Origin of the sequence: Nocardioides sp. NPDC127503, assembly GCF_040302165.1 — a bacterium.
Lineage (GTDB): Bacteria > Actinomycetota > Actinomycetes > Propionibacteriales > Nocardioidaceae > Nocardioides.
The window spans coordinates 129,169-153,543 of sequence record NZ_JBEORH010000008.1; the positions used below are offsets into that span (position 1 = coordinate 129,169).

A 24,375-nucleotide genomic window follows, 5' to 3' on the forward strand; every position below is an offset into this window, starting at 1 on the left:
GTCCGGAACCGTCCCGCCTGAGCTGGCTCCTGCCGCTTGGCCATGGCGGCCGCACATCCTCGTCCGGGTGACAATCTGACGCTGACAATGTCGAAATTTTACGTTTAGACTTTCGGGAGCGGGGTAAGACCCAAGTGTCAAGGCGGCTAAATCTCGGGGGTTCTATGCGCACCAAGACCAAGACAACGTTCGTATCGGAGTTGGTTGAGCCGACCGGTGACTCTGGTGGTCGCTGGTGAGCGTCCAAGCGGGTGCGAAGGTTCTAGAGAAGGCTGGCAACGGGATGGAAGTTGTCGGCTCTGAAGCTCTCGGCGTCACACCGCGGAGCAAGCCGTGCTGATCGACAGCAATCCGGCAGCGACAATCAAGGTGACGCCGTCGGACATGAGATCGGCGGCGGCGGCATGGGACGAGGCTAGAGATCAGGTCGAGAACGCAAACCCCGCAGACCGAGTTTCGGAGATTTCGACCGCCCTGCAGGGCGGTGCTGCGCCCCAGCAGGTGAACCCACTTGTGGTTGGTCTCAACGGTCGGTTCAAGGTCTGGTGCGACGGGGCAACCGGACAGGGCGAGGCCCTGCGGAAGGCGACAAGGGAGTATGTGACCGCGGACCAGCAAAGCGCCGACGAGGGCCGAAGGCAGGAGTCGGTCATCGGTCACGGGTTCGGGAATGGCCCGTCCGAGATCACGGTGAGCCGCGGTCCGGCAGTTATCGACCCGAGCGCGCCACCCAGTGAGCGCAGTGCAAACCTCGACCGGCGTATGAGCGGTCGTGACCTCTGATGGTGACCATCGCTGAAGTGTTGGCTTGGAAGCCAAGTGTCATCGACAGTTTGGCGGAGTACTTCTACGACAAGCGAACGATCGTGGTCAGGCTTCAAGACGAGATCAACGATGCGAAGCCGCCCGAGTCGTGGGTTGCGCCCGCCCGAGATGACGCGTTGAAAGCGTACGAGGACAAGCGGCTGCTTCTCAACGACCTTGCTGCTCAACTCTCCGATCTTGCCCTCGCTGCGAAGGAGGCGGGCAAGGAGATCGAGGGTGCGCAGAACGATCTGCACACCGTCCTAGACCAGGCGTCTGGGGAGGGCTACAAGGTGAATCATCAAACGGGCGAGGTCGAGCCACCCCACCTTGAGCCGCCAAAAAATCCGATGCGGCCGACTTCTCATTTCCAGGAAGATCAACGTCTCTATGAGGAGGAGATGGCGGAACAACAACTCCGGAAAGCAGATTTCGTCGGCCTCATCGAGAAGGCGATCAAGCGAGCCGAGACCGCCGATGTCGGACTGGCAAAGTCGATGGCGGATGTCGCGACCAATGAGACTCGGGGTGGCTCGGGGAGCCTTCAGGAAGCTTCCGCATCACAGTTGCCGCCGTCGCTCGACGGTATGACCCCGCAAGAGATCGCCGAGAAGTTCGGCAACGAGATCGCTATTGACACGATGATGGCTCAACTCGAGGTGGGTATCCCGATCTACAAGGCGATCAACCTCGACTTCGGTGGGGAGGCCCAGTACAGCGTGATGCAGAACGGCGACGTGAAGATGTCATTGAAAACTGCGGTTGGCCTCGGTCTCGGGGAGGACGGCAAAGAAGTAGAAGGAAAGATTGGTGCCGGCGCGTTCACCGAGTACGAGCTCACGTTCAAGTCTCAGGAGGAAGCAGAGAAGTTCCTGGACGGTCTCGATGATGCTGCGGTGAAGGGGCTCCTAGGCGGTCAAGGCGCCCGCCAAGCAGCAATCCTGGCGTACATCAACGAGCATGATGTGACCAGCGCCAAGGTAGGCGTATATGGCAAGGGCGAGATCGGCTTCGAAACCCCGTATGCAGACGGCGGCAGCAGCGGGCGTGCCGAGGGTTGGTACGACGGAAAGAAGGACGGTGGCGAGTTCGGGATCAAGGTTGAGGCATCGCTGAACGCCAACGTCGCAGTTGGCGATTCGGGGGCCAAGAGCGGAGGGTCCGCGGACTTCTCTGGCGAGGTAAAGACCGACAAGCAGGGCACGCCAAAGGAGATCACTCTGAAGGGCGCACTGACAGGTGAGATGGCGAACAACAAGTTTGGTCTGAACCTGCCCGGCGTGGGATCCGGTGGCGGCGGTGACGTCGAACTCAAGATGGACAACGACAACGTCATGTGGCACGAAATGAACGAGGCGCTGGGGAAAGGTGACATGTCCCGGGCCACAGAAATCGCCATGGACCATGGGTCAGTCGTCGTGCGAGCCACCACTGTGACTACTAACGACCAGGACATCAGTTCGATCGAAGGCGGCGTCGAACGAACATCCTCGCAGCACACCTGGATGCGCCCGCCGAACACCAACGAGTTTGTGAGCTTCGACCCAGACACCACGCGACCGGCCGCGGACGACAGTGTGGCCAAGCGATGACTGCGGATGCCTCGGGGCCGATGAAGCTGTGGCCGGCGGCAGCAACCATCAATGTCGGACACGCCGCTCTTACTGCTCCGCTCAGACCGCCGAGCCACACCCAAGGCACGTACGGGGAGATGTGGCAATGGATCGGAGACGGACGCAGTCTGTTCAGCCTGCTCCTAGTGGCACGCTGCGACGGCGAAGAGTCAACTACGGGCGTCCGTCATCGACTGCTCGCCGAGGTCGAACGGATCAGCAAGCCGATTGTGCCGTGCGAGGATGAAACTGTTCGGACTGAGATCGCTATTGTCGCTGGTGCGAGGGCTGCGTTCGTCGCGCATGTTGACGGTATCCGCGAGGGTGTTCCTGTCCGCAACCTCGTCACGGCGGCCGCGACGTACGAGCGGACCTATTTCCTTCACGTCCTGGTGCCGGATACACAGGCCGGCCACGAACAAGCCTCGTCGGTGGCATCGAGCCTTCGACTTGCTGGTTAGGGAAGTTAATGCAGAAGTGGATTCTGGGCGCAGTTGGGCTGTTTGTTGCGATGATCGCCCTTTTTATAGGAGTGGTTTGGTTCCTGTTCACTCGTGAGGGTCCGGACACGAGTCATCTCACCGAAGCCCAAAGCGCAGAGGTCCTTGAACTGCTGGATACGGGAAGCGCGTACAACGTCGTGTACAAGTACGTATACGACGGCGAGATATTTTATAGCAGTACTTCTATTCAGAGCCGTAGTATGGACGTGGGGAGCACCTTTATTGTCTGCGTCGACCCTGATGATCCCGCGCAGCATGCACAGACCAAGACCAACTGCGGGTCTGACGGTCCGACGAACCCGCACGAGGGCCTCAAGACGAAGCCGGAGCTCTGAGGGCACCAATCGGTCTCCGGGTCCCTCAAACTCTAGTTGGGCACGGCCATACCTGGATTGCAGACGACACCTGCACCGTCGCTATGGGCGATCCGTTTCGGAAACCTGAGACCGGTAATAATAAGATGATTTCGGCAGCCATAGCAGGACGAGGACTGCTACCGAGACCAACTGCGTCACGATGCTGTGGGCAACGGACGCAACAATCACTGGTTCATAGATGAGCGACGTCACGAGGTCGCCGACGCCGAACAGGAACCCAACGATTCCGAGAGATGTCGCGACCAGCCTTGCCCAGTTCTTGCCGTGCCAGTTCGCGACCGCCATTGTGAGCCACAACGCGATCTCAGCGATTGCAAGCGCGGCGGAAATGCCGACCGTTTGCCATACACCTGTCTGCACGAGCCGGTCCATGAGGACCTCGTTGTCTCCGTAGTCCGCATAGATGACCTGGTTCGCAGCGATCTTCTCGACGTAGGCGACGATGACGCCGAGCGCTGCCAATGCGGCGCCGATACACATGCCAGCGACTGCCAGCCTGATGGTCAGCGGTCGCTCGGGTACATCGACTGACGACCGGGTGCTTGTCGCCTGTGCTTGGTCGAAGCGTTGCTGATCTGACATGACGTCTCCTCGAGTTAACGTCGCGAACATGGGTATCGTTTCACGTTCGGCGGACTTCCGCTTGGGCACGCCCCGTGAACGGACGGCGCGCATCCTTGCTGCGGTCAGCAGGCGGCGTAGGCGTACGCGGAGTCGTCCTGTCCTACAAGGTCGCGGTCGCGGACGATGGTGAGCGGGGCACGGGCGGGATCGGCGCAGACGGCTTCGAAGGCGAGATCGGCGTCGGCCAACGAGTCGGGGTATTCGATCTGGAGGACGTGGTCGCCGTAGACGTCGGTGTAGGCGGCGCATTCGGAGTAGGCGCCGCACTCTTCGACGACGGCGAAGTCGAAGCCTAGGTCGTCGTGGGCGAGGCGGGCGGCTTCGGCGGCGTTCTTCTGGGCGATCGCTAGACCGAGGTCGTGCGCGGCCGTGACATATGCCGAGGCCAGGGCGAGGGCGCCGTCCTTCGAGATCGCGTCGAAGCGGGTCCATGTGTCGAGGTTGTCGATCTCGACGGCGTCGAAGCCGTCGTCCGCGCAGCCTTCGATGACCGGCTCGACCACCTCGAGGATCGCAGCGCGAGCAGACTCGGTGGAGGGGTCGAGGATGATCTCGTCGGGCCAGTCGGGGTCGCGTACGGGATCGCCGGAGGCGTCGCGCAGCAGTGCCGACCGGTGATCCGACCAGTCGGAGCCGGGCTGGGTCTGGAAGCCGTTGACGTAGCAGACGTTGTAGGCGTCCTCGAGAGGAGCGGCGGTGGCGTCGCGTACCACTACGTCGAGAGGCGTGCCGTCGGGCAGCTGATCGGCAGTAGCTCCGAGCTGGTAGTCGAAGGCGCCTTCGGTTGGTGGGAGGGCAGTCGAAGGGGAGCCGCAGCCGACCAGGGCGAACAACCCCACGAGAGCAGCGAGGGCCGGGATGCCGATGGCAGCCCGGCCCCGCTTACGTGAGCGGATCAGTGGAGGACCGTCGGAGCGGCGGCTCCGTGCTCGGCCTTGCTCTTGGGCAGGAACCACGCGGGGATGAGCGTGACCAGCACCAGGATCGCGGCGATCACGAAGGTGGTCGAGAACGCCTCGGCCATCTCGGCCGGGATGGCCTTGAAGACGTCGGGCAGCTTGGCCGGGTCGAGACCCAGCGAAGCGGCAGCCTCGCCGACCTTCTGCTGGTTGGCTGGGTCGGCCATGAACTTCTCCAGACCGCCGGCCGAGACGCCGAGCTTGTCGGCGAGGTCATCCGCGGCGGAGATCGAGTCCTTGCTGGCCAAGGCGTTGGTGAGCAGCACCGAGAAGAGCGCGGTGCCGGCGGAGGCGGCAACCTGCTGGACGATGTTCACCAGAGTCGTACCTCGGGCGATGGTGTGCTCGCGCAGCGTCGCCTGGGCGGCGGCGAAGGTCGGCATCATCGTCGCGCCCATGCCGAGGCCCATGATGAACAGCGACAGGAGGAGGTACCAGTAGGGCGTGGCCTCGTCGAGGCGCGAGAACATGAACATGCCCACTGCGATCGTGGTGAGACCGCTGAGGACGACCTTGCCCGGGCCGGTGCGGTCCGCGAGCATGCCGGCGATCGGCATCGTGACCATCGCGCCCAGACCCTGCGGAGCCAGCAGCAGGCCGGCGTGGAGGGCGTCCTCGCCGCGTACCTGCTGGTAGTAGAGCGGGAAGAGCAGCGAGGCACCGAAGAACGCCATCGCGAAGATCGACAGGGTGATCACCGCGACGGTGAGCTCCTTGTTGCCGAAGAGACGGATGTCGATCAGCGGGTGGTCGTTGCGAGACGACAGCGCCCACGGGATGAACGCGGCGATCAGCACCAGGCCCACGACCATGAAGGAGAGCACCTTGGTGTCCAGCAGCGTGCCGGCCTCGGGGATCGAGGAGACGCCGTAGAGGAACAGCGCCAGACCCGGGGACAGCAGCACCATGCCGAGGAAGTCGAAGGACTGCGACGGCTCGACGTGGTCCTTGGGCAGCGCGCGCCAGGCGTACACCAGGGCGACGACGCCGATCGGGATGTTGATCAGGAAGATCCAGTGCCACGAGGCCGAGTCGATCAGCGCGCCACCGATGATGGGGCCGAGGATCGGGCCGAGGAGCATGGGTACGCCCAGGATCGCCATCACGCGACCGACCCGCTCGGGGCCGGCGGCACGGGTCAGGATCGTCATGCCGAGCGGCATCAGCATGCCGCCGCCGAGGCCCTGGAGCACCCGGAAGCCGACCAGCATCGGCAGCGTGGTGGCCAGCGCGCACAGCGCGGAGCCGAGCGCGAAGAGCACGATCGCGGTCATGTAGAGGCGTTTGGTGCCGAACCGGTCGGCGGCCCAACCGGTCAGCGGGATCACCGTCGCCAGGGCGAGGGTGTAGCCGGTCATCGTCCAGGCGACCTCGGCAGAGGTGGCGTCGAACTCGCGCTGGAAGGTCTCCAGCGCGACGGAGACAACGGTGATGTCGAGGATCGACATGATCGATCCGAGTACGACGACGCCTGCGACGATGAGCACGCTCTTGTCGAGGTGGTCGTCGGGCGCCTTCTCAGGCTTGGCAGAAATGTCTGTCACAGGTTGACAGCCTACGTGTGGGTTGATAGGTCCCCTAGCCATTATTTACTTTTGACTAGTGACCTGACTCACCCGCCGTCCTGCGGCGAGCGGAGGCGAGCATGACGGTCTTGATCACTCGGTAGATCGGCCGGATCAGCCAGCCGGGCAGCGTGCCGTGGCGCTCCTCCTCCCAGACCCGCGCCCGCGGGTGGGACTGCAGCAGCCGGTCGGCGAGCGCCGGTGAGCCGGCCTGTGGCGCGCCGGTGAGCACGTCGATGCGGCACACGTGCTTGATGTTGGCGTACCCGTACTGCGCTGGGTTGACCAGTCGCAGCGGGGCGCCGTGATCGCCGTCGAGCGGCCGGCCGCCGAGTCGATCGGCGAGCAGGACGTCGTCGGCCAAGAGATCTCCCAGCTCGGCCACGAAGTGTTCGCCGTCGAGGCCGCGCACGAGGACGTGAGTCACGAGCGTGCCTGGTGCGAGGGCCGGTGCGACGTACCGCTGATAGACCTCGGCGAAGGCGACGCCCTCCCACCGAAGGCCGGTCACCGACCAGCCGGCGACGCAGTGGAAGTCGGCGTGGAGCTCGCGAGGATCAGTGCCGACGAGCTCGTCCACGGCGATCTCGATCGGCGCCGTGAGCGCGCCGCCGAAGACCACTGTCGGATGTGCGGGCACGGTCGGTGGGGGCTGGTCGACACGTCGCCCGAAGCGCGGGAAGAAGTCGATCTGCCGCTGTCCGGGCGGGAGGGCGGCGCGTGCGTGGGTGGTCTCGGTCATGTCAGCCACCGTCGCAGAGCCCGGCCACGGTGCACCTCAACCTTTGGGGGCGACCCCCTCATCCTCGAGGATGAGAAACAGTCGGTGGTGGCGGCTACGGTCGTGTCCATGTCCTTCGTACCCGTGACCGGCCGCGCGGTCTTCCGCCCGGCGCAGCCGCCGCGGGACTCGGCCGTGGAGTTCGTGGACTCCCGGCGGTCGGTGTCGTTGCCGATGCGGGCCGCGCTGCCGGTCCTGAAGAAGGCGTACGCAGCCACCGACCTGCATCCCTCGGTCGCTCTGGTCGCGTCGGCGGCCCATCTCGGACTCCGGTTCGTGGCCGCGGGACAGCTGGAGCCCGACGGTGGCTCCTGGGCCGTGCGCTACACCCCGGAGGACGAGGAGCGGGTGCGACTGCTGGCCACCTCCCGGGCCTATGACGACCTCGACGGCGAGGCGGCCGAGCTCCTGGTGCGCGAGATCGTGGCAGCGGTCGCGGACGCGGTGCCGACCTCCGCGCCGAAGGCATCCGGGTCGAATGCGTTCCGGGAGTCCTTGCAGACCCGGCTGTCGCGCTATCGGACCGATGAGGGGCCGGTGACGGCCTCGTTGCCGTCGTTGGTGCGGCTCTCGTTCCGCGTCGAGGCACCGGAGGAGGATCTGCTCATTGGGTCGCTGACGTTGGTACCGCAGGTGCACGACGAGGCCGACCCCCTACACGTGGCCGACGCCGCTCGGCTGTGGGACGAGGCCGACGACCACGGGTTCGGACCCCGGGCGCGTACGCATGCACAGGTCGCTCTCCGCGGTGCAGCAGAGGCGTGGCCGGTGCTCGACCGGCTGCTCGACCTGCCGGTGCCGTCGTCCCTGACCCTGGCGAGCGATGAGGTCGTCGGCCTGCTCGAGGACGGGGTCGAGTGGCTCAAGGAGCGCGGTGTCGACGTGCTCTGGCCCCGCTCGCTGTCGCGGGATCTGACGACGTCGGTGGCGGTGGACCGGGTGGCGTCCTCGTCGACCGACGCGCGCGAGGATCTGATGCGCGAGTCGCCGCTCGGGGAGAAGGGACTCTTCGCCTTCCAGTGGCAGCTGGCGCTCGGCGGCGAGCCGCTCGATGCTGCCGAGATGGACGCCCTGGCCGCGGCCGCGGGTCCGGTGCTGCGGCTGAGAGGGGCATGGGCGGTCGTCCATCCTTCGGTGCTGCGACGGGCGCGCAAGCGGCTGCTCAAGCGGATCAGCGGTGGGGAGGCGCTGGCCGTCGCCCTGACCGGACAGGTGCCGAAGGAGGTCGCCGAGGCGGCGCCGGGCGAGAAGGTGATCATCGGGGCCTCGATCGCACGCCTTCGCGACGAGGTGATCGCGGCGACCTCGGGGCCCGCTGTCGACGTGCCCGCCGGGCTGCAGGCCACGATGCGTGGCTATCAGGTCGAGGGGCTGACCTGGCTGGCTGGGATCACCTCGCTCGGGCTCGGTGGCTGTCTGGCCGATGACATGGGGCTCGGGAAGACGCTGATGACGATCGCGCTCCACCTCCATCGCCAGAAGGAGCATTCCGGCCCGACCCTGGTGGTCTGCCCGGCGAGCCTGTTGGGCAACTGGGAGGCCGAGCTCGCCCGGTTCGCGCCCGAGGTGGAGGTGCGACGCCACCATGGCACCGAGCGCGACGTCGAGGGCGCGAACGGCGTGGTGCTGACGACGTACGGGACGATGCGGCGTGACACCGAGCTGCTCTCGGCCGTGTCGTGGGGGCTCGTCGTCGCCGACGAGGCGCAGCACGTGAAGAACGCCGCCTCCGCGACCGCGAAGGCACTCCGCGAGATCCCTTCACACGCCCGGGTCGCCCTGACCGGCACCCCGGTGGAGAACAACCTCACCGAGCTGTGGGCGCTGCTCGACTGGTGCGTGCCGGGTCTGCTGGGCAGCCGGCTGGCCTTCCGTCGCGCCTGGGCGAGCCAGATCGAGGCCGGTGCCGACGTCGGCAAGGCGAAGGAGTTCGCGTCGCTGGTCGGACCGTTCATGCTGCGCCGCCGCAAGTCGGACCCCGGGGTCGCTCCCGAGCTGCCGCCCAAGACCGAGACCGACCACCTGCTGGCGCTGACGCGGGAGCAGACGGTGCTCTATGAGGCCTACGTACGCGACGCGATGGCGCGGATCGAGCGGCTCGACGCCGATGACCCGCAGCGGCGCGGGCTGGTGCTCAGCCTGCTCACCGGGCTCAAGCAGATCTGCAACCATCCGGCGCAGTTCTTGAAGCAGGAGGGCGGGCGGATCGCGGGGCGGTCGCAGAAGATCGACCTGCTCGACGAGCTGGTCTCGACCGTGCTGGCCGAGTCGGGGGCGGTTCTGATCTTCACGCAGTACGTCGCGATGGCCCGTCTCCTCGAGGCGCATTGGGCCTCCGCCGGTGTCGTCGCCCATCAGTTCCTGCACGGCGGCACCCCGGTGGCGGAGCGATCGCGGATGGTCTCGCGCTTCCAGGACGGCGAGGTGCCGGTCTTCCTGCTCTCGCTCAAGGCCGGCGGGGTCGGGCTCAACCTGACCCGCGCCGACCATGTGATCCACGTCGACCGCTGGTGGAACCCTGCCGTCGAGGACCAGGCCACCGACCGGGCCCACCGCATCGGCCAGACGCGTACGGTCCAGGTGCACCGGCTCATCACCCAAGGCACCGTCGAGGAGCGCGTCGCGGAGCTGCTGCAGCGCAAACGGGTCCTGGCGGACGCGGTCCTCGGAGGCGGCGAGGCCGCCTTCACCGAGCTGTCCAACGCCGAGCTTCGTGAGCTGGTCAAGCTCGGCCCCCAGAAGCGCCGCAAGCGTCGCCGGATCGCTTCATGAGCAAGGCGTTGACCTTCGCCCGCGAGCCGCACCGGCGCGGGATGGTGCGGGTCGAGTCGTGGTGGGGTCGAGCCTTCCTGCGGGCGATCGAGGAGCTGGCGTACGACGACAACCAGCTCTCCGGCGCTCGGTCGCTCGCCCGCTCGGGGCGGATCGGAGGCCTGGTGGTCGAGCCCGGTCGGTTCGCCGCGGCGGTCGATGACGAGCGCGGGTTGTGGACGGTGACCGGCATGGTGCCGGTGCTGGGCGCAGAGTCCGTCGCCGCGCTCTTGGAGGTCCTCGGCGCCGCGTCCGCGCGAGCCGAGGCGCTCCTGGTCGGCGAGCTGCCGCTGGACGTGGCCGAGCACGCCGAGGAGGCCGGGGTCGAGCTGGTGCCCTATGGCGACGAGCTCGCGGTGACCTGCACGTGCGGGCACTGGCATGCGGTGTGCGGCCACTCGCTCGCGGTGCTGCACCAGCTCTGCTGGATCGTCGATCGCGACGCATCCGCGCTGCTTCATCTGCGTGGCGCGGAGCGCGACGAGCTGCTGGGGCGGCTGCGGAGAGGGCTGCGTCAGGATCGTCCGGCAGGGCCGGCGGCGACCGACGTCGCTGCGCCCGGCGAGTCCACCCGTGACCAGGTCGACGACGTCGAGATCGCGCTCGACGCGGTGCTCCGCGCACGCCACCTGCTCGAGGAGTGAGATACCTCTGGAGCCCACGCGATAACCTCGTGCGATGACATCGGCCCCGACGAAGACCAGGCGCGAGCAGATCCTGGACACCGCGGCCGAGCTCTTCGCGGCCCGCGGCTTCCACGGAGTCTCCGTCTCCGAGCTCGGCGCGGCGTGCGGCATCTCCGGCCCGGCGCTCTACAAGCACTTCCCGAGCAAGGACGCGATGCTCGCCGAGATGCTCGTCTCGATCTCCCAGGAGCTGCTCCGCGAAGGGCGTGCGCGCGTGAAGGGCGCTTCGGGCACCGCGGAGGCCATCGAGGCGCTGATCGACTGGCACGTCGACTTCGCGTTGCGCGATCGGGCTCTGATCGTCGTCCAGGAGCGCGACTGGGAGTCGCTCCCGCACGAGGCGCGCGAGCAGGTGCGCACCCTGCAGCGGAAGTACGTCGACCTCTGGGCCGACCAGCTCCGCGACCGCAACCCGGCGCTGGCTCTCGACAGCGCCCGCGCCATGGCTCACGCCGTCTTCGGTCTCATCAACTCGACCCCTCACAACCGGGTCCTCCCCGAGGAAGCGACCCGCGCGGTGCTCACCAAGATGGCCCGCGGAGCCCTCGCGGAGTAGCCGCTGAGGCGCCCAAGCACGGGTGACTTCGGTGTGGGGCTTGTCACCTGAGGTTAATGAACGTTAACCTCGGTCCATGGCGTCGAATCTGCGCGAGCTGACGCTCGAGCTGCGAGAGCGGCTCGAGCGCGTACGGCAAGGGGGGAGCGAACGCTCCCGGCAACGGCACACCGACCGCGGGAAGCTGCTCCCGCGCGACCGGGTGGACGGTCTCCTCGACCCCGGATCACCGTTCCTGGAGGTGAGTCCGCTGGCGGCGTACGGGATGTACGACGACGGCGACGAGTGGGCGGTGCCGTCGGCGGGCGTGGTCGCCGGGATCGGGATGGTTAGTGGCCGCAAGTGCATGATCGTGGCCAACGACGCGACCGTGAAGGGCGGCACCTACTACCCGCTGACGGTCAAGAAGCACCTGCGGGCCCAGACGATCGCGGCCGAGAACAACCTCCCGTGCATCTACCTCGTCGACTCCGGCGGTGCGTTCCTGCCGAAGCAGGACGAGGTCTTCCCCGACCGCGAGCACTTCGGGCGGATATTCTTCAACCAGGCCAACATGTCCGCGCGCGGCATCCCGCAGATCGCCTCCGTGATGGGCTCGTGCACCGCCGGCGGCGCCTACGTCCCGGCGATGAGTGACGAGACCGTGATCGTGCGCGACCAGGGCACGATCTTCCTTGGCGGTCCGCCGCTGGTGAAGGCGGCGACGGGCGAGGAGGTCACCGCTGAGGAGCTCGGCGGTGGGCTCGTCCACGCGACCAAGTCGGGCGTCGTCGACCACCTCGCCGACGACGACAAGCACGCGCTCGAGATCGTCCGCGGCATCGTCTCGACCCTCCCGGCGCAGGACGCGCGCCCCGTCGAGGCCTACGACGAGCCGGCCGAGTCCCCCGAGACCCTCGCCGACGTGGTGCCCGCCGACACGAAGACCCCCTACGACGTACGCGAGGTGATCCGCCGCATCGTCGACGGGTCCAAGCTGCAGGAGTTCAAGGCGCTCTACGGCGAGACGCTGGTCTGCGGGTTCGCCCACATCGAGGGGCAGCCGGTCGGCATCGTCGCCAACAACGGCATCCTCTTCTCCGAGTCGGCGCTCAAGGGCGCCCACTTCGTCGAGCTGTGCAACCAGCGCGGCATCCCGCTGGTGTTCCTGCAGAACATCACCGGGTTCATGGTCGGCAAGGAGTACGAGAACAAGGGCATCGCCCGCGACGGCGCCAAGCTCGTCACCGCCGTCGCCTGCTCGGTCGTCCCGAAGTTCACCGTCGTCATCGGCGGGTCCTACGGCGCCGGCAACTACGGCATGTGCGGGCGTGCGTACGACCCGCGGTTCCTGTGGATGTGGCCCAACGCGCGGATCTCGGTCATGGGCGGCGAGCAGGCCGCATCGGTGCTCGCCACCGTCGCAGGCAAGCCGGACGACGAGGAGTTCAAGGCGCCGATCCGGGACCAGTACGAGACCCAGGGCTCTCCCTACTACGCCACCGCGCGCCTGTGGGATGACGGCATCATCGACCCCGCCGACACCCGACGGGTGCTGGCGATGGGGCTCGCGGTGGCGGCGAACGCGCCGACCCCCGAACCCCGCTACGGAATCTTCAGGATGTGACTGGGATGTTTGAGTCTGCGATGTTCGACAGTGTTCTGGTCGCCAACCGCGGCGAGATCGCACGACGCGTCTTCCGCACCTGTCGTGAGCTGGGGATCCGGACGGTCGCGATCTACACCGCGCTCGACGCGGACGCGCCCCACGTACGCGACGCCGACGAGGCCGTCGAGGTCACGTCCTACCTCGACGCCGACGCGGTGGTCACGGCCGCCGCCGAGGCAGGTGCCGAGGCCGTCCACCCGGGTTACGGGTTCCTCTCCGAGCGGGCCGAGTTCGCGCGGGCGGTGGCGAAGGCCGGGCTGACCTGGGTCGGTCCGACGCCCGAGGTGATCGAGCAGATGGGCCGCAAGGACGCGGCCCGGGAGATCGCGGTCGCCGCCGGCGTACCTGTGGTTCCGCGCGGCGAGGACAGCCCCTATCCGCTGCTGGTCAAGGCCGCGGCGGGTGGTGGCGGCAAGGGCATGCGCATCGTCCGCTCGCCGGAGGAGCTGGACGAGGCCCGCGCCGCGGCCGCCCGCGAGGCGCTGAGCGCGTTCGGCGACGAGACTCTCTTGATCGAGAAGTACGTCGAGCGTGGCCGCCACATCGAGGTGCAGGTCTTCGGCGACACCCACGGCAACGTCATCCACCTCTTCGAGCGTGACTGCTCCGTCCAGCGTCGCCACCAGAAGGTGATCGAGGAGGCGCCCGCCCCGACGCTGACCGACGAGCAGCGAAACCTGGTCCTGACCAGCGCCGTCGCACTTGCTCGCCAGGTCGACTACACCGGTGCCGGGACGGTCGAGTTCCTCCTCGACGAGGCGTCCGGCGAGGCGTACTTCCTGGAGATGAACACTCGCCTCCAGGTCGAGCACCCGGTCACCGAGGAGGCGGTACGCATCGACGGCGCCGCCGCCGATCTCGTCGCACTTCAGCTCCGGGTCGCTGCCGGTGAGCCCCTGGGCATCGCTCAGGACGACGTACGCATCGACGGCCACGCCATCGAGGTCCGGGTCTATGCCGAGGACGCCTTCGAGGGCTTCCTGCCGCAGGCCGGCCGGACCTCGATCGTGCGCTGGCCCGAGAGCGCTCGCGTGGAGCATGCTCTGGAGAGCGAGCAGGTGGTCAGCACCGCCTACGACCCGATGCTCGCCAAGGTGATCGTGCGCGGCGCCGACCGCGAGGAGGCCCGGGCTGCGATGGTCAAGGCGCTCGACGCGACCGCCGTCCTCGGACTGACCACCAACACCGGCTTCCTGCGCGTGCTGGCCGCCTCCGACGCCTTCCGCGACGCGGAGATCGACACCGCCTGGCTCGATCGCAACGAGGTCCCCGCACCCGACACCGAGGTCCCGCGCGCGCTCGTCGCCTGGGTCAGCGCGATGCTCTCGGCGATCTCGGACACCACGACGCCGTTCCGTGCCGACGGCTGGCGCCTCGCCGGCTCACCGGCGCCGACCATCGTCGACCTCGACCGCAGCGTCACCGTCGACCGCCCCTCCGGCCGCGTGGATGACCACCTCGTCCGGCAGATCAGCGCGGCCGACCACGTCCTCGTGGCCATCGTCGACGGCGTACGTCACTGGGCGGCCATCAACGTCCAGCCCGGCCTCGCAGAGATCGTCCACCAAGGACACCGCTTCGACTTCTCCCCGCCCGACCGCGTCGCCGGCGCCGCCGCCCACCACAGCGACGGTGCAGTCGAGGCCAAGATGCCCGGCACCGTCATCGACGTACGCGTCCAGGTCGGCGACCAGGTCGAAGAGGGCCAGGTCCTCGGGGTCATGGAGGCGATGAAGATGGAGGTCTCCCTCAAGGCCCCGTTCGCCGGCACGATCACCGTGGTCGGTGCGTCCGCGGGATCCCAGGTTCCCCTCGGCTCCGAGCTGTTCGTTGTGGAGGCTTGACCGACCTTCTGGCCCATCTGATCGAGGGCAGAAACAGCGCGACGGCCATCGCGACGTCGGCCATAGTGATCCATGCCCTCCAGGGCATCGATCAAGGGAGACGAGATGAAATCACTGAGAGCGCTCGCGGGAGCGTTGGCTGTTCTACTGGCTGCTGGCATGGTGACGGTCTTGGGAGGCGTGTCCCCTGCGGCCGCGCTAGAAGGACCGGGCGTCACCGGACGAGTGACTGACGCGGACACAGGAGCGCCGATCAGCGGGGTCAGCGTCTCTCCGTACTGCCTTCAAGGAGAGTCCGGGGATGAGAGTTACGCCTATTGGGGTCCATGCCTCGTCGACCCAGCCGACCCCGCAGGGGATGTGATCAGGACCACCACATCTGCCGATGGCACATATGAACTCTCGCTGTCGCCTGGCGTCTACCGATTGCTCTACGTACATCCCGATCAGACCTTTGTGCGTGAGTACTACGACAACGCCGACAGTGTGGATTCGGCCGCAGATGTCACAGTCGTCGATTCGGCTCCGGCAACCCCAGTCGATGTTGCATTGACCCGAGCGACCACCATCAGCGGAACCTTGACGGACGAGTCCGGCGCGCCTGCAGATGACGTCAACGTGAACTTCTACAAAGCCGGACTTGCCGCAGACGGGTCGCGATCCTGGGATTGGTCGGCCGCGGAAACTACCGATCGCAGTGGCGCCTACACCACCCGTGGTCTCGTGCCGGGCGAGGTCTACCGCATCGAGTTCAGTGACTACTACCAGCGCTTCCTCGGTGAGTTCTACAACGATGTCGACTCCCTCGACCTCGCTACGGACGTGGTCGCAGGCGAGTCGGGTCCGGTTGATGCCGTCCTCGCCCGGGATCCTGGAGAAAGCATCCGTGGAACGATCACCGATGATGCGGGGAATCCGGTGGCGGGCGTCTCGGTGAATGCGATGCGCACCGACTACTGGGAGCCGGCGGGCTCCACCACCAGCGGCGAGGACGGCACGTACGTCATCAGCGGCCTGGATCCCGGCGAGCACCGCATCAACTTCACGCTCAACGACCCGTACCTCTGGGCCTATCAGGGCCATCTTGCCCGTGATGTGCAGGTGGTCATGGGTGCCGGTGCAGTCGCCGACCTGTCGGCGTACGTGGGCGGCCAGATCGCTGGGACGATCGAGGATGCCAATGGCCAGCCGATCGCGAACGCCAGCGTCAATGCAAATTCTGTTAGCGGCTCCGGAGGGGGCAGTGCACGCACCGACGAGAACGGTCACTATGTCATCAATGGCCTCCCGGTTGGCGACTACGAAATGGCATTCACCGCGGATGGTTACCGCGACGAGTGGTACCACGATCACTGGTGGTCCCCGAGTTACGACCTTGACACCGTCTCTGTGCGAGCGGGCGAGACGACAACCGTTGACGAGGGGCTCGCTGCGGAGGTGAGCGCCACCGGCGTCGTCACGTACTCCGACGGTAGTCCGCTCGCTTCGGAGTACGTGTGGGTGGAGCGTCAGGGCGATTCCGGCTGGGAGAACTACGCCGACTATTGGACCGACGAGCAGGGTCGATACACCACCGGCGTGCTCGGCTTCGGAACCTTCCGAATCAAGGTTCGGTCACCTGACGACGGCGTCCCCACATACTCCGGCGAGTTCACCGTGACTGACGCGGCTCAGGACATCGTCCGCGACGTACATCTCGACTGGCAGCCCATTGCCATCGTGAACACCGAGGCTCCCGCCATCCTCGGCACCGGAACCGTCGGCCAGGAGATCCTGGTCTCCACAGGCAACTGGAGCACCTACGACCACTTGGAGATTCAGTGGTTGCGCGATGGCCAGCCGATTGGAGGTGGGTACGGGGAGATCGGCGAGACGTATCGCCTCACGGAGGCTGACGCTGGCCACGAGATCAGTGCGCGGGTGACCGCGAGCCGGTGGTACGGCTACATCGACGGGGTTGCGACGACAGAGCCTCTGACTGTGACGCAAGGGCAGTTGGTGAACTCACAGCCGCCGGCCGTGACCGGGACGCCGAAGGTGGGCGAGACGCTCGGCGTCGACCCGGGTGCGTGGGGCACGGACGGTGTGACCTTCGGTTATCAATGGCTGCGCGACGGAACCGCCATCGATGGCGCCACCAACGCCACGTACGAACTGGTTCCCGGTGACTCCGGACACGCGATCTCGGCGGAGGTTACGGCCAGCAAGGACACCTGGGCATCGGGCAAGGCGGTGTCGTCGTCGGTCGACGTCCAGCGCGGTGACCTCGTCCTGGCGCCGTCGGTCACCGGTGACGTACGTATCGGGAAGACGCTCACCGCATCGGTGAACGCACCGGCAGGCGCCAACGTGAGCTACTCGTGGCAGGTTCGTTCGCCTGCCTCGGGGTCGAGCTCGGACACGTTCAAACAGGTCGGCACGGCTTCGAGTTTCACGCTGGCTGATCGCTACAAGAACTATGCGCTGCGGTTGGTGGTGACGGTCGCCGCGACCGGCTACAACGACGCGGCCGCGACGGTCGACATCAGCGAGCAGTTGCGTTAGCTGGTGTCAGATGGTGCCCGGGGTGCGTTTTCGGCCCCGGGCACCGACACTCTCAACGGATAGGAGCCGACCATGACTGATCTCCCCGCAGTCGTACGCCACGACGACCTGCCCAGCAGGGTCACGATCTACGAGGTCGGTGCGCGTGACGGCCTCCAGAACGAGAAGACGGCGATCGACACCGGCGTCAAGGCCGAGCTGATCACCCGGCTGCTCGACGCCGGGCTGAGTCCGGTGGAGGCGACGAGCTTCGTGCACCCGAAGTGGGTGCCGCAGCTGGCCGACGCGAAACAGCTCATGGAAGAGCTGGTCGACCGCCTCGGCGAGGAAGCCAGAGAGCTTCCGGTGCTCGTTCCCAACGAGAAGGGGCTCGACCGGGCGCTCGAGCTGGGGCTGCGTCACATCGCGATCTTCGGCAGCGCGACGGAGACGTTCGCCAACAAGAACCTCAACCAGACCTTCGACGGCCAGTGGGCGATGTTCGAGCCGACGACGGTGCGGGCCAAGGACGCCGGGATGACCGTCAGGGGCTATCTGTCGATGTGCTTCGGAGACCCCTGGGAGGGCCAGGTGGAGATCGCGAAGGTGGTCGAGGCGGGCAAGCGGCTCGTGGATCTCGGCGCCGACGAGCTCAGTCTCGGGGACACGATCGGCGTCGCGACCGCCGGCCACGTGAAGGCGCTGATCCAGGCGTTCGGCGACGCGGGAGTCACGACCGACCGGCTCGCGCTGCACTTCCACGACACGTACGGCCAGGCTCTGGCCAACACCCTGGCCGGACTTCAGTCCGGCGTGACCACCTACGACGCCAGCGCCGGCGGCCTGGGCGGCTGCCCCTATGCCAAGTCAGCCACCGGCAACCTGGCCACCGAGGACCTGCTCTGGATGCTCGACGGCCTGGGGATCGAGCACGGTGTCGATCTCGACAAGGTCGCCGACACGAGCAGCTGGCTCTCCGGACACCTCGGCAGGCCGAGCCCCTCGGCCGTCGTACGTGCCTTGCGGTCCTAGCTGGCGACACGCCCTAGACTGCATCCAAGAGTGACGGCCGGGTGACAAAAGACGGACCGCCGCGACAATCTCTACTAACTTGGTGCAGAATAGCGGGATCATGGCGCGCAAAGTCTTCCTCCACGTCGGCGCTCCCAAGACGGGCACGACGTACCTCCAGGACAGGTTGTTCCACAACCGGGTGTCCCTGGAGAAGCATGGCGTCTTCTACCCGGTCGGCGGCCAGCCTGACTTCTTCCGGCCGGCGCTCGACCTGATCGACCGTCCGTGGGGCGGGATGCGGAAGACCGTCCACGGTGAGTGGGACGCGCTGGTCAAGCGGGTGCGCCGCGACGAGTCCGAGACGATCCTGATCAGCCACCACCTCTTCGCCGGCGCCCGGCCCGACCGGGTCGAGAAGGCGATGACCGATCTCGGTGAGGGCGGACGCACCGAGGTGCACGTCGTCTACACCGCCCGCGACATCGCGCGCGTGCTGGCGGCGGAGTGGCAGGACCAGGTGCAGCGCGAGCGTAAGGTCACCTTCGCGCGCTACCTCGAGCGGATGCAGACCGCGAAGCAGTCGCGCTCGGCCGCCTGGTTCTGGCGTACGCACGGCCTGCCCGACGTGCTCAGCCGGTGGGGTCGCAACCTGCCGCCAGAGCGCGTGCACCTGGTCACCGTGCCGCACGACGGGGCGCCGAGCGAGGTGCTCTGGCGCCGGTTCTGCGAGGTCGTCGGGATCGAGGAGTCCTGGACCCCGATCGACAGCGACCGCCACAACCAATCGCTCGGCCGCGCCGAGGCGACGCTGCTGCGCCGGCTCAACGCGCGGCTCGAGTCGCAGGAACTCCCGCGCGAGGACTACCGCCACATGGTCACCGAGGTGATCGCGAAGCGCACCCTCGCCCACCGCGACGGTCGCGAACGGGTCACCATGCCGCCGACCGCCTTCGACTGGGCCGACCAGGTCGCCGACTCGTGGATCGAGTGGGCCGAGCTGGCCAAGGTCGACATCGCCGGTGACCTCGCCGACCTCCACCCGCAGCGGCCCGACGCCGACGTCGAGTGGATCGACCCGGACGCGCCGCGCACCAAGGACGTCGCCGACGCGGCGATCGACGCCCTGGTCGCGGTCGTCGTCGAGGCCGCCCGCACCGACCCGCCCCAGCGCCCGGTCGCCTCCCGTGCCGCCAGCCTGATGCGGCGGGTCAAGGGGCGACGCTCCTGATGCCAGGCACGCCGCCACCCACCAGGGGTTGGGGTTGGGCCGCGCACCTGCGCGGGGGCGGTACGACTCCGTGGACATCCTGGTCGGAGCCCGCCACGCCCTTCACGACCGCTCACCTGCCGGGTGCCGAGATGCTCGAGCTGCTGCGGCGGCTCAACGAGGTAGGACCGTCGGAGCCTGATCGGGTCGACGCGCTGCTGCGCACGAGCCCGCCCGGCCGCGGCCGCCGCGACCTGCCGCTGGTCGGGGACACCGAGACGAAGACGTACGGCCCGCTGCCCGTCGATCCGGCGACGCTGTCGGAGCGAGAGCTGCTGAGAGCGGCGAGCGTGCTGCTCGCCGAGGACCTGCTCGCCACCCGGGAGAATGCGCCCCGTCCGCGCCGACGACCGTGGGCTCGCCGCCCCAAGAAATCCGAGCCTGACCAGCAGAGGTTCCCCTATCGCCTGGTCGGCTCGCCGTGGCTCACGCTGCCCATCCGCGAGGAGCTGGAGCGGCAGGGAAGGCTTCCCGGCGGCGACGGCTACACCGTCTACGTCCTCGGCGGCCCGCTGGACGAGATCGCCGCCGGCGCGTGGAGGTTCCGCACCTTCACCAACCGGGTCAATCCCTGGCACATCTGGATCCGTGACGCGCAGTGGCGCGGTTGGCTCGGCCCCCGTGCCGACCTGCCCAGGATCGCCCGCTGGTGGGCCGGCCGGGTCGGGAAGGGCCGCGTCGAGATCGTCACCGATCCCGCTCTGCTGCCCGGCCTGCTCGGCGTGGACAGTGTCCCCGGCCCCTGGTCGATCTCGGCCGAGGGCAACGAGGTCGCGCGCGTGATCGGGCAGGTTCTCAGCGTACGAACTGATCTCGAGACCCAGCGGACGCTGCTGGTCGACCGGCTGCGACCACGGTTGGAGAAGCTCGAACCGCTCGTTCCGGACGCCCGGGAGGTCGGCGTCCCTCCGCAAAGTTTGAAATGGGTCGAAACACAGGCGCGGGCCCAACGTGATGCATTGGTCGAAGCCGGATACGCTCTCCACGGAGACCCTGACCGGCTGCTCCCTTCGGGGACGGCGACCCAGGGTCCCGACGAGTGCCGGGCTTTGGCGCTCGCGTTGTCATTGCTGGCGGGGCGTTCCTAGAGGAGTAGAACGTTGGAGACTGGGCGGCGCGTGCTGCTTCATGTCGGCACCCCCAAGACGGGCACGTCCTATCTGCAAGACGTCCTCTTCCACAACCGGGAGACCCTTGCCGAGCAGGGAGTCCACTACTTCGCCGACCGCTTCGACGCTCACTTCCTGGCGGCCCTCGACCTGATGGACCTGCCCTGGGGCGGCATCGAGGAGGAGGCGACCGGCGCCTGGGACGCACTCGCGGAGAAGGTGCGTGCCGTCGAGAACGGCACCGTGATCATCTCCCACGAGATCCTGGCGAGCGCGTCCTGGCAGCAGGCCAAGCACGCCCTGGACTCGCTGGGCGACTCCGAGATCCACATCATGCTCTCCGCGCGCGACCTGGCCCGCCAGATCCCCGCCGAGTGGCAGGAGAACGTCAAGCACCGCTCGGTCGTGACCTACGCCGAGTTCCTCGAGGAGATCCGCGACCCCGCGCGCGAGGGACGGATCGGATCCTGGTTCTGGGGCGTCCAGGAGCTGCCCGACATCCTCGACCGGTGGACCCAGGGCATCGCGCCAGAGCGCGTCCACCTGATCACCGTCCCGCCGCCGGGGTCGTCCTCGTCGTTGCTGTGGGAGCGGTTCTCCACCGCCTTCGGCCTCGACGACCTGACCATCGACTTCGAGGGGATCGACCGCGGCAACCCGTCCCTCGGCGTACCCGAGGCGGCCCTGCTCCGCGAGATCAACCTCGCGGTGGTGCCCGTGCTCGAGCCGGCCGACTACCGGCCTTTCGTACGCGAGTTCCTGGCCCACCGCACGCTGGCCAAGCGCCGCGACTCCGCGCGCCTGGCACTCTCCCCTTCGATCCTGCCGTGGGTCGAGTCGCTCTCCGAGAGCTGGGTCAAGGCGCTGACGGGGCGTGGCTACGACGTGGTCGGTGGGCTGGAGGAGCTGCTGGTCCCCGCTGACCTGGCGGACAAGCCGTTCATCGACCCGGACACCATCTCCTCGCGCGAGGTCCTCGACGCCGGCGTCGCCACCATCGACGCGCTGCTCCAGGAGGCCATCCGGCTGCGCAAGTCCGAGGCCCGGCTGGAGGACGAAGTCGGTGAGCTGCGCGCCGAGCTGGAGCACACCCGGTCGCTGGTGCCGAAGCAGCGGGCCCGCGAGGGTCTCGAGCGTCGCTGGTGGGGCCGGGCGGTCCTGAAGCTCTACCGCCTCGTCCGCCGCTAGCTCGTCAGAGGATCGCCTCGAGCCGTCCCGCGGCGCGGGCACGGTCGAAGACGTGGACCTTGTCCCAGGAGCCGTCGGCGTCGCCGAAGGTCGCCGCGGTCAGGAGCCGCGGCTGGTCGTCGGTCCAGCGGTCCCAGTGACGCTCGAAGGCGTCCGTCCGGACCAGCCGCCCGCGCTCGTACTGGCCGTCGATCGCAGCGACGCGCGGCACGTCGATCATGACCAGTGACGTACGCCAGCCGCGGGCGTGGGCGATCCGCCCGAGCAGCTCGCGCCGGCCGGGCCGGGTCGCCGGGTCGTGGACGAGGAGCGTGGGGCGATCGGCGGTCGAGCCGAGCAGGACGAGAACCAGGGTCGCGAGCGCGTGCCACAGGTGCACCAGCGGCCGGTAGAGGCGGTAGGGCACCTCCGGCAGCCGTGCCGCTAGCCAGCGCCCCGGCGTCTCGGAGTCGAGGGTGCGTACGTCATGACGCCGGGAAGCCACGTCGCGGATCAGCGTGCTCTTGCCGGCGCCGGGTACGCCGCCCAGGAGGAGCAGGTGAGCTCTCTCCTCGACCCCTACAGCGCGGGGAGGGCTGATCGGGGCGTACGTCGAGTCGAGGGTCATCTGCTGCTCCTCCCAGGCGGACACCAACAGTGTGGAGTTCTGTGCTCTGAGGAACGTTGGAAGGAGCTGTGAAGTTCCTGTGAGCCTCAGCGGTTGTCGGGGTGACGCGGCAGCAGCTCGCGCGAGGCGTAGCGACCGATCTGGTAGGTCATCCACCCGTCGGCCCCCGCGCCGACGACACCGCCAACGAGCGGGATCCGCTTGGCGGCCATGGAGATCATGCCCCTCCCGGTGACCCGACTGAGCAGCTCCTGGGCCACCTCCGAGGCGACGATGGCATCGATCGCGCGGTCGTAGGTCGGAGCGGTTGCTATGGCCATCGGCGGTGCAGGGATCTTCTTCTCCTGGATCTGCTTGCCGACCTTCTCCTCGCTCAGGAGGGTGAGCAGGATGGCGTTACGCACCCGGGGATCGGTCAGGTCGTAGCCACGAAGGTGAGCGATCGCGGCCACCATGCGGCACTGGATGATCGCCATCCCGGTGATGTTGGCGGGGAGGGTGATGGCCGTGGTGACGACGCCGCCGATGTTGGTCGCGAAGCCGCCCACACCGGCCAGCCGGACGTGGTTGTCGATGACGTGCTTCACCGCGAGCTCGACGTCGCCGTCGTGGTCCTTGAGGTGCTTCTCGGCGGCCGCGGCCGCACCCGGGAGCGGGCCGACACCGACGATGGCATGGTGCAGCGACTGCCTGACCACGGTGGTGGTCACGCCGGGAGCGGACTCGATGACCTTGGGTGCGAGCCGGCCAGCCGCACTGGTGAGCACTGCCTTGGGACCGATCATGAGGCAAATCTTAAGTGTGTGGTGGTTGGGGCCGCGCGGGGCGATAACGTTTCGTCGTGGCGAATCTTGGGGGACCGATCGAACCCGAGCCCTCGCCGTGGGCCTTTGCCGACCTCCGGGACCCAGGCGCGGGCCATGGCGGGGCTGAGCTGGACGACCTGGTGGGCATGGGCGCGGACGTCGCGCCCGGGACACTCCTGGCTGCGTACCGGCACGGGATCTTCCCGATGCCCGGAGAGTCCCAGCGCGATCCGATGATGTGGTTCTCGCCGGTCAGGCGCGGCGTACTTCCGCTGGACGGGCTCGTCGTCTCGCGGTCCTTGCGCAGGTCCGTGCGGGACTTCGAGATCCGGATCGACACCAGCTTCGACGAGGTGGTGGCATCGTGCGCCGACCCGCGCCGGCCCCACGGCTGGATCGACAAGCGGATCCGCCGGGCCTACGGCAACCTGCACGAGCTGGGCTGGGCGCACTCGGTCGAGGCCTGGCAGGACGACCGCCTGGTCGGTGGGCTCTACGGGGTGGCCATCGGCGGTCTCTTCGCCGGGGAGTCGATGTTCCACCGGGTCCGCGATGCGTCCAAGGTCGCCCTGGTCGGGCTGGTCTCGGCGCTGCGCGAGGCGGGGTCGATCGACCAGCGGATCCTGGACGTGCAGTGGCGCACCGACCATCTGGCCTCGCTCGGCGTCGTCGAGATGGGTCGTAACGACTACCTCGACCGCCTGGAGAAGGCGCTCAGGCTGCCGCTCCCGGAGGCGTTCGGCGGTCCTCCGCCGGCTGCCTAGAGGACGTATGCCTCGGCGCCGGTCTCGCTGACCATCGGCCGCCCGGCGGCGGCCCAGTCGAGCATCCCGCCGGCGAGGTTGACGACCTCGAAGCCCTGCTGGGCGAGGTAGTTGACCGCCTGGGCGCTGCGTCCGCCGACCTTGCAGACCACCAGGGTCTGACCCTCGGGAAGGTCACCGAGGCGTGCCGGGAGCTCCTGGAGCGGGATGTGGGTCGCGCCCTCGATGTGGCCCGCTGCCCACTCGTCGGCCTCGCGGACATCCAGGACTGCCACAGGCAGGGGATCGGGCACTCCGGCGATCTCGACGGTGGGGATGGTCACCCG

Annotated in this window: 22 protein-coding genes; 15 read left to right on the forward strand and 7 right to left on the reverse strand. The window is 67.7% G+C overall.

Annotated features, from left to right (window positions below):
- The first annotated feature begins 333 nt into the window (after window positions 1-333).
- Genes ABTW65_RS18805 through ABTW65_RS18820 form a run of 4 tightly spaced genes read left to right on the forward strand, consistent with a single transcriptional unit; the run spans window position 334 to window position 3,255 of the window.
- Window positions 334-783, forward strand: coding sequence for a hypothetical protein (locus ABTW65_RS18805; protein WP_350662806.1), 450 nt, complete (start codon window positions 334-336; stop codon window positions 781-783).
- The gene (locus ABTW65_RS18810) at window positions 783-2,396 is read left to right on the forward strand and encodes a hypothetical protein (RefSeq protein WP_350662808.1); all 1,614 of its coding nucleotides are present in this window, start codon (window positions 783-785) and stop codon (window positions 2,394-2,396) included. The genes ABTW65_RS18805 and ABTW65_RS18810 overlap by 1 nt, the downstream gene beginning before the upstream one ends.
- Complete coding sequence (locus tag ABTW65_RS18815; protein WP_350662810.1) at window positions 2,393-2,878, forward strand: hypothetical protein; 486 nt, start codon at window positions 2,393-2,395, stop codon at window positions 2,876-2,878. The genes ABTW65_RS18810 and ABTW65_RS18815 overlap by 4 nt, the downstream gene beginning before the upstream one ends.
- A gap of 8 nt (window positions 2,879-2,886) precedes the next feature.
- On the forward strand, window positions 2,887-3,255 hold the full coding sequence (locus ABTW65_RS18820; RefSeq protein WP_350662812.1) for a DUF3592 domain-containing protein: 369 nt from the start codon (window positions 2,887-2,889) through the stop codon (window positions 3,253-3,255).
- 81 nt (window positions 3,256-3,336) lie between these two features.
- On the opposite strand, the gene ABTW65_RS18825 is transcribed toward ABTW65_RS18820, so the two are convergent.
- From ABTW65_RS18825 to ABTW65_RS18840, 4 genes are all read right to left on the reverse strand, one after another.
- A complete protein-coding gene (locus ABTW65_RS18825) occupies window positions 3,337-3,879 on the reverse strand; it encodes a hypothetical protein (RefSeq protein ID WP_350662813.1) in 543 nt (180 codons plus the stop codon).
- A 104-nt stretch (window positions 3,880-3,983) separates the two neighbouring features.
- Window positions 3,984-4,760: an endo alpha-1,4 polygalactosaminidase gene (locus ABTW65_RS18830; protein WP_350662815.1), complete on the reverse strand. Its 777-nt coding sequence runs from the start codon at window positions 4,758-4,760 to the stop codon at window positions 3,984-3,986.
- 56 nt (window positions 4,761-4,816) lie between these two features.
- A complete protein-coding gene (locus ABTW65_RS18835) occupies window positions 4,817-6,424 on the reverse strand; it encodes a DHA2 family efflux MFS transporter permease subunit (protein WP_350662818.1) in 1,608 nt (535 codons plus the stop codon).
- A gap of 55 nt (window positions 6,425-6,479) precedes the next feature.
- On the reverse strand, window positions 6,480-7,187 hold the full coding sequence (locus ABTW65_RS18840) for a molybdopterin-dependent oxidoreductase (RefSeq protein WP_350662820.1): 708 nt from the start codon (window positions 7,185-7,187) through the stop codon (window positions 6,480-6,482).
- Window positions 7,188-7,295: 108 nt separating this feature from the next.
- Here ABTW65_RS18840 and ABTW65_RS18845 point away from each other — a divergent pair, with 108 nt between their 5' ends.
- The 10 genes from ABTW65_RS18845 (at window position 7,296) to ABTW65_RS18890 (ending at window position 21,872) form a co-directional block, all read left to right on the forward strand.
- Window positions 7,296-9,998 (forward strand): DEAD/DEAH box helicase, encoded by a 2,703-nt coding sequence (locus ABTW65_RS18845; RefSeq protein WP_350662822.1) that lies wholly within the window; start codon window positions 7,296-7,298, stop codon window positions 9,996-9,998.
- Window positions 9,995-10,681, forward strand: coding sequence for an SWIM zinc finger family protein (locus ABTW65_RS18850; protein WP_350662824.1), 687 nt, complete (start codon window positions 9,995-9,997; stop codon window positions 10,679-10,681). Before ABTW65_RS18845 ends, ABTW65_RS18850 begins: the two co-directional genes overlap by 4 nt.
- Window positions 10,682-10,715: 34 nt before the next feature.
- Complete coding sequence (locus tag ABTW65_RS18855) at window positions 10,716-11,279, forward strand: SACE_7040 family transcriptional regulator (RefSeq protein WP_350662826.1); 564 nt, start codon at window positions 10,716-10,718, stop codon at window positions 11,277-11,279.
- Between the two features lie 76 nt (window positions 11,280-11,355).
- The gene (locus ABTW65_RS18860) at window positions 11,356-12,885 is read left to right on the forward strand and encodes a carboxyl transferase domain-containing protein (RefSeq protein ID WP_350662828.1); all 1,530 of its coding nucleotides are present in this window, start codon (window positions 11,356-11,358) and stop codon (window positions 12,883-12,885) included.
- 20 nt (window positions 12,886-12,905) lie between these two features.
- Complete coding sequence (locus ABTW65_RS18865; protein WP_350662830.1) at window positions 12,906-14,771, forward strand: acetyl/propionyl/methylcrotonyl-CoA carboxylase subunit alpha; 1,866 nt, start codon at window positions 12,906-12,908, stop codon at window positions 14,769-14,771.
- A gap of 360 nt (window positions 14,772-15,131) precedes the next feature.
- Window positions 15,132-17,315: a carboxypeptidase regulatory-like domain-containing protein gene (locus ABTW65_RS18870; RefSeq protein WP_350662832.1), complete on the forward strand. Its 2,184-nt coding sequence runs from the start codon at window positions 15,132-15,134 to the stop codon at window positions 17,313-17,315.
- 72 nt (window positions 17,316-17,387) lie between these two features.
- Window positions 17,388-18,326 carry a hydroxymethylglutaryl-CoA lyase gene (locus ABTW65_RS18875; RefSeq protein ID WP_350662835.1) on the forward strand — a complete coding sequence of 313 codons (939 nt, stop codon included), beginning with the start codon at window positions 17,388-17,390 and terminating at the stop codon, window positions 18,324-18,326.
- A 100-nt stretch (window positions 18,327-18,426) separates the two neighbouring features.
- Window positions 18,427-19,536 (forward strand): hypothetical protein, encoded by a 1,110-nt coding sequence (locus ABTW65_RS18880; protein ID WP_350662837.1) that lies wholly within the window; start codon window positions 18,427-18,429, stop codon window positions 19,534-19,536.
- Entirely contained in the window at window positions 19,536-20,663 is a 1,128-nt protein-coding gene (locus ABTW65_RS18885; RefSeq protein ID WP_350662839.1) for a hypothetical protein, read from the forward strand. Before ABTW65_RS18880 ends, ABTW65_RS18885 begins: the two co-directional genes overlap by 1 nt.
- Before the next feature lie 12 nt (window positions 20,664-20,675).
- The gene (locus ABTW65_RS18890) at window positions 20,676-21,872 is read left to right on the forward strand and encodes a hypothetical protein (RefSeq protein WP_350662841.1); all 1,197 of its coding nucleotides are present in this window, start codon (window positions 20,676-20,678) and stop codon (window positions 21,870-21,872) included.
- A gap of 4 nt (window positions 21,873-21,876) precedes the next feature.
- On the opposite strand, the gene ABTW65_RS18895 is transcribed toward ABTW65_RS18890, so the two are convergent.
- Window positions 21,877-22,479, reverse strand: a complete 603-nt coding sequence (locus ABTW65_RS18895; protein ID WP_350662843.1) for an AAA family ATPase — start codon at window positions 22,477-22,479, stop codon at window positions 21,877-21,879.
- A gap of 86 nt (window positions 22,480-22,565) precedes the next feature.
- Window positions 22,566-23,264: an EcsC family protein gene (locus ABTW65_RS18900; protein WP_350662845.1), complete on the reverse strand. Its 699-nt coding sequence runs from the start codon at window positions 23,262-23,264 to the stop codon at window positions 22,566-22,568.
- Window positions 23,265-23,320: 56 nt separating this feature from the next.
- Here ABTW65_RS18900 and aat point away from each other — a divergent pair, with 56 nt between their 5' ends.
- On the forward strand, window positions 23,321-24,049 hold the full coding sequence (gene aat, locus ABTW65_RS18905) for a leucyl/phenylalanyl-tRNA--protein transferase (protein ID WP_350662847.1): 729 nt from the start codon (window positions 23,321-23,323) through the stop codon (window positions 24,047-24,049).
- Here the strand turns inward: aat and ABTW65_RS18910 are convergent.
- On the reverse strand, window positions 24,046-24,372 hold the full coding sequence (locus tag ABTW65_RS18910; protein ID WP_350662849.1) for a rhodanese-like domain-containing protein: 327 nt from the start codon (window positions 24,370-24,372) through the stop codon (window positions 24,046-24,048). The genes aat and ABTW65_RS18910 overlap by 4 nt on opposite strands.
- Between the last annotated feature and the right edge of the window lie 3 nt (window positions 24,373-24,375).

What these genes read in the sequence shown, in the direction of transcription:
- ABTW65_RS18825 (WP_350662813.1), bottom strand. Translation starts at nt 3,879, where the DNA reads ATGTCAGATCAGCAACGCTTCGACCAAGCACAGGCGACAAGCACCCGG.
- ABTW65_RS18880 (WP_350662837.1), top strand. Translation starts at nt 18,427, where the DNA reads ATGGCGCGCAAAGTCTTCCTCCACGTCGGCGCTCCCAAGACGGGCACG.
- ABTW65_RS18840 (WP_350662820.1), bottom strand. Translation starts at nt 7,187, where the DNA reads ATGACCGAGACCACCCACGCACGCGCCGCCCTCCCGCCCGGACAGCGG.
- ABTW65_RS18845 (WP_350662822.1), top strand. Translation starts at nt 7,296, where the DNA reads ATGTCCTTCGTACCCGTGACCGGCCGCGCGGTCTTCCGCCCGGCGCAG.
- ABTW65_RS18900 (WP_350662845.1), bottom strand. Translation starts at nt 23,264, where the DNA reads ATGATCGGTCCCAAGGCAGTGCTCACCAGTGCGGCTGGCCGGCTCGCA.
- ABTW65_RS18895 (WP_350662843.1), bottom strand. Translation starts at nt 22,479, where the DNA reads ATGACCCTCGACTCGACGTACGCCCCGATCAGCCCTCCCCGCGCTGTA.
- ABTW65_RS18820 (WP_350662812.1), top strand. Translation starts at nt 2,887, where the DNA reads ATGCAGAAGTGGATTCTGGGCGCAGTTGGGCTGTTTGTTGCGATGATC.
- ABTW65_RS18855 (WP_350662826.1), top strand. Translation starts at nt 10,716, where the DNA reads ATGACATCGGCCCCGACGAAGACCAGGCGCGAGCAGATCCTGGACACC.
- ABTW65_RS18885 (WP_350662839.1), top strand. Translation starts at nt 19,536, where the DNA reads ATGCCAGGCACGCCGCCACCCACCAGGGGTTGGGGTTGGGCCGCGCAC.
- ABTW65_RS18815 (WP_350662810.1), top strand. Translation starts at nt 2,393, where the DNA reads ATGACTGCGGATGCCTCGGGGCCGATGAAGCTGTGGCCGGCGGCAGCA.
- ABTW65_RS18850 (WP_350662824.1), top strand. Translation starts at nt 9,995, where the DNA reads ATGAGCAAGGCGTTGACCTTCGCCCGCGAGCCGCACCGGCGCGGGATG.
- ABTW65_RS18875 (WP_350662835.1), top strand. Translation starts at nt 17,388, where the DNA reads ATGACTGATCTCCCCGCAGTCGTACGCCACGACGACCTGCCCAGCAGG.
- ABTW65_RS18860 (WP_350662828.1), top strand. Translation starts at nt 11,356, where the DNA reads ATGGCGTCGAATCTGCGCGAGCTGACGCTCGAGCTGCGAGAGCGGCTC.
- ABTW65_RS18865 (WP_350662830.1), top strand. Translation starts at nt 12,906, where the DNA reads ATGTTCGACAGTGTTCTGGTCGCCAACCGCGGCGAGATCGCACGACGC.
- ABTW65_RS18810 (WP_350662808.1), top strand. Translation starts at nt 783, where the DNA reads ATGGTGACCATCGCTGAAGTGTTGGCTTGGAAGCCAAGTGTCATCGAC.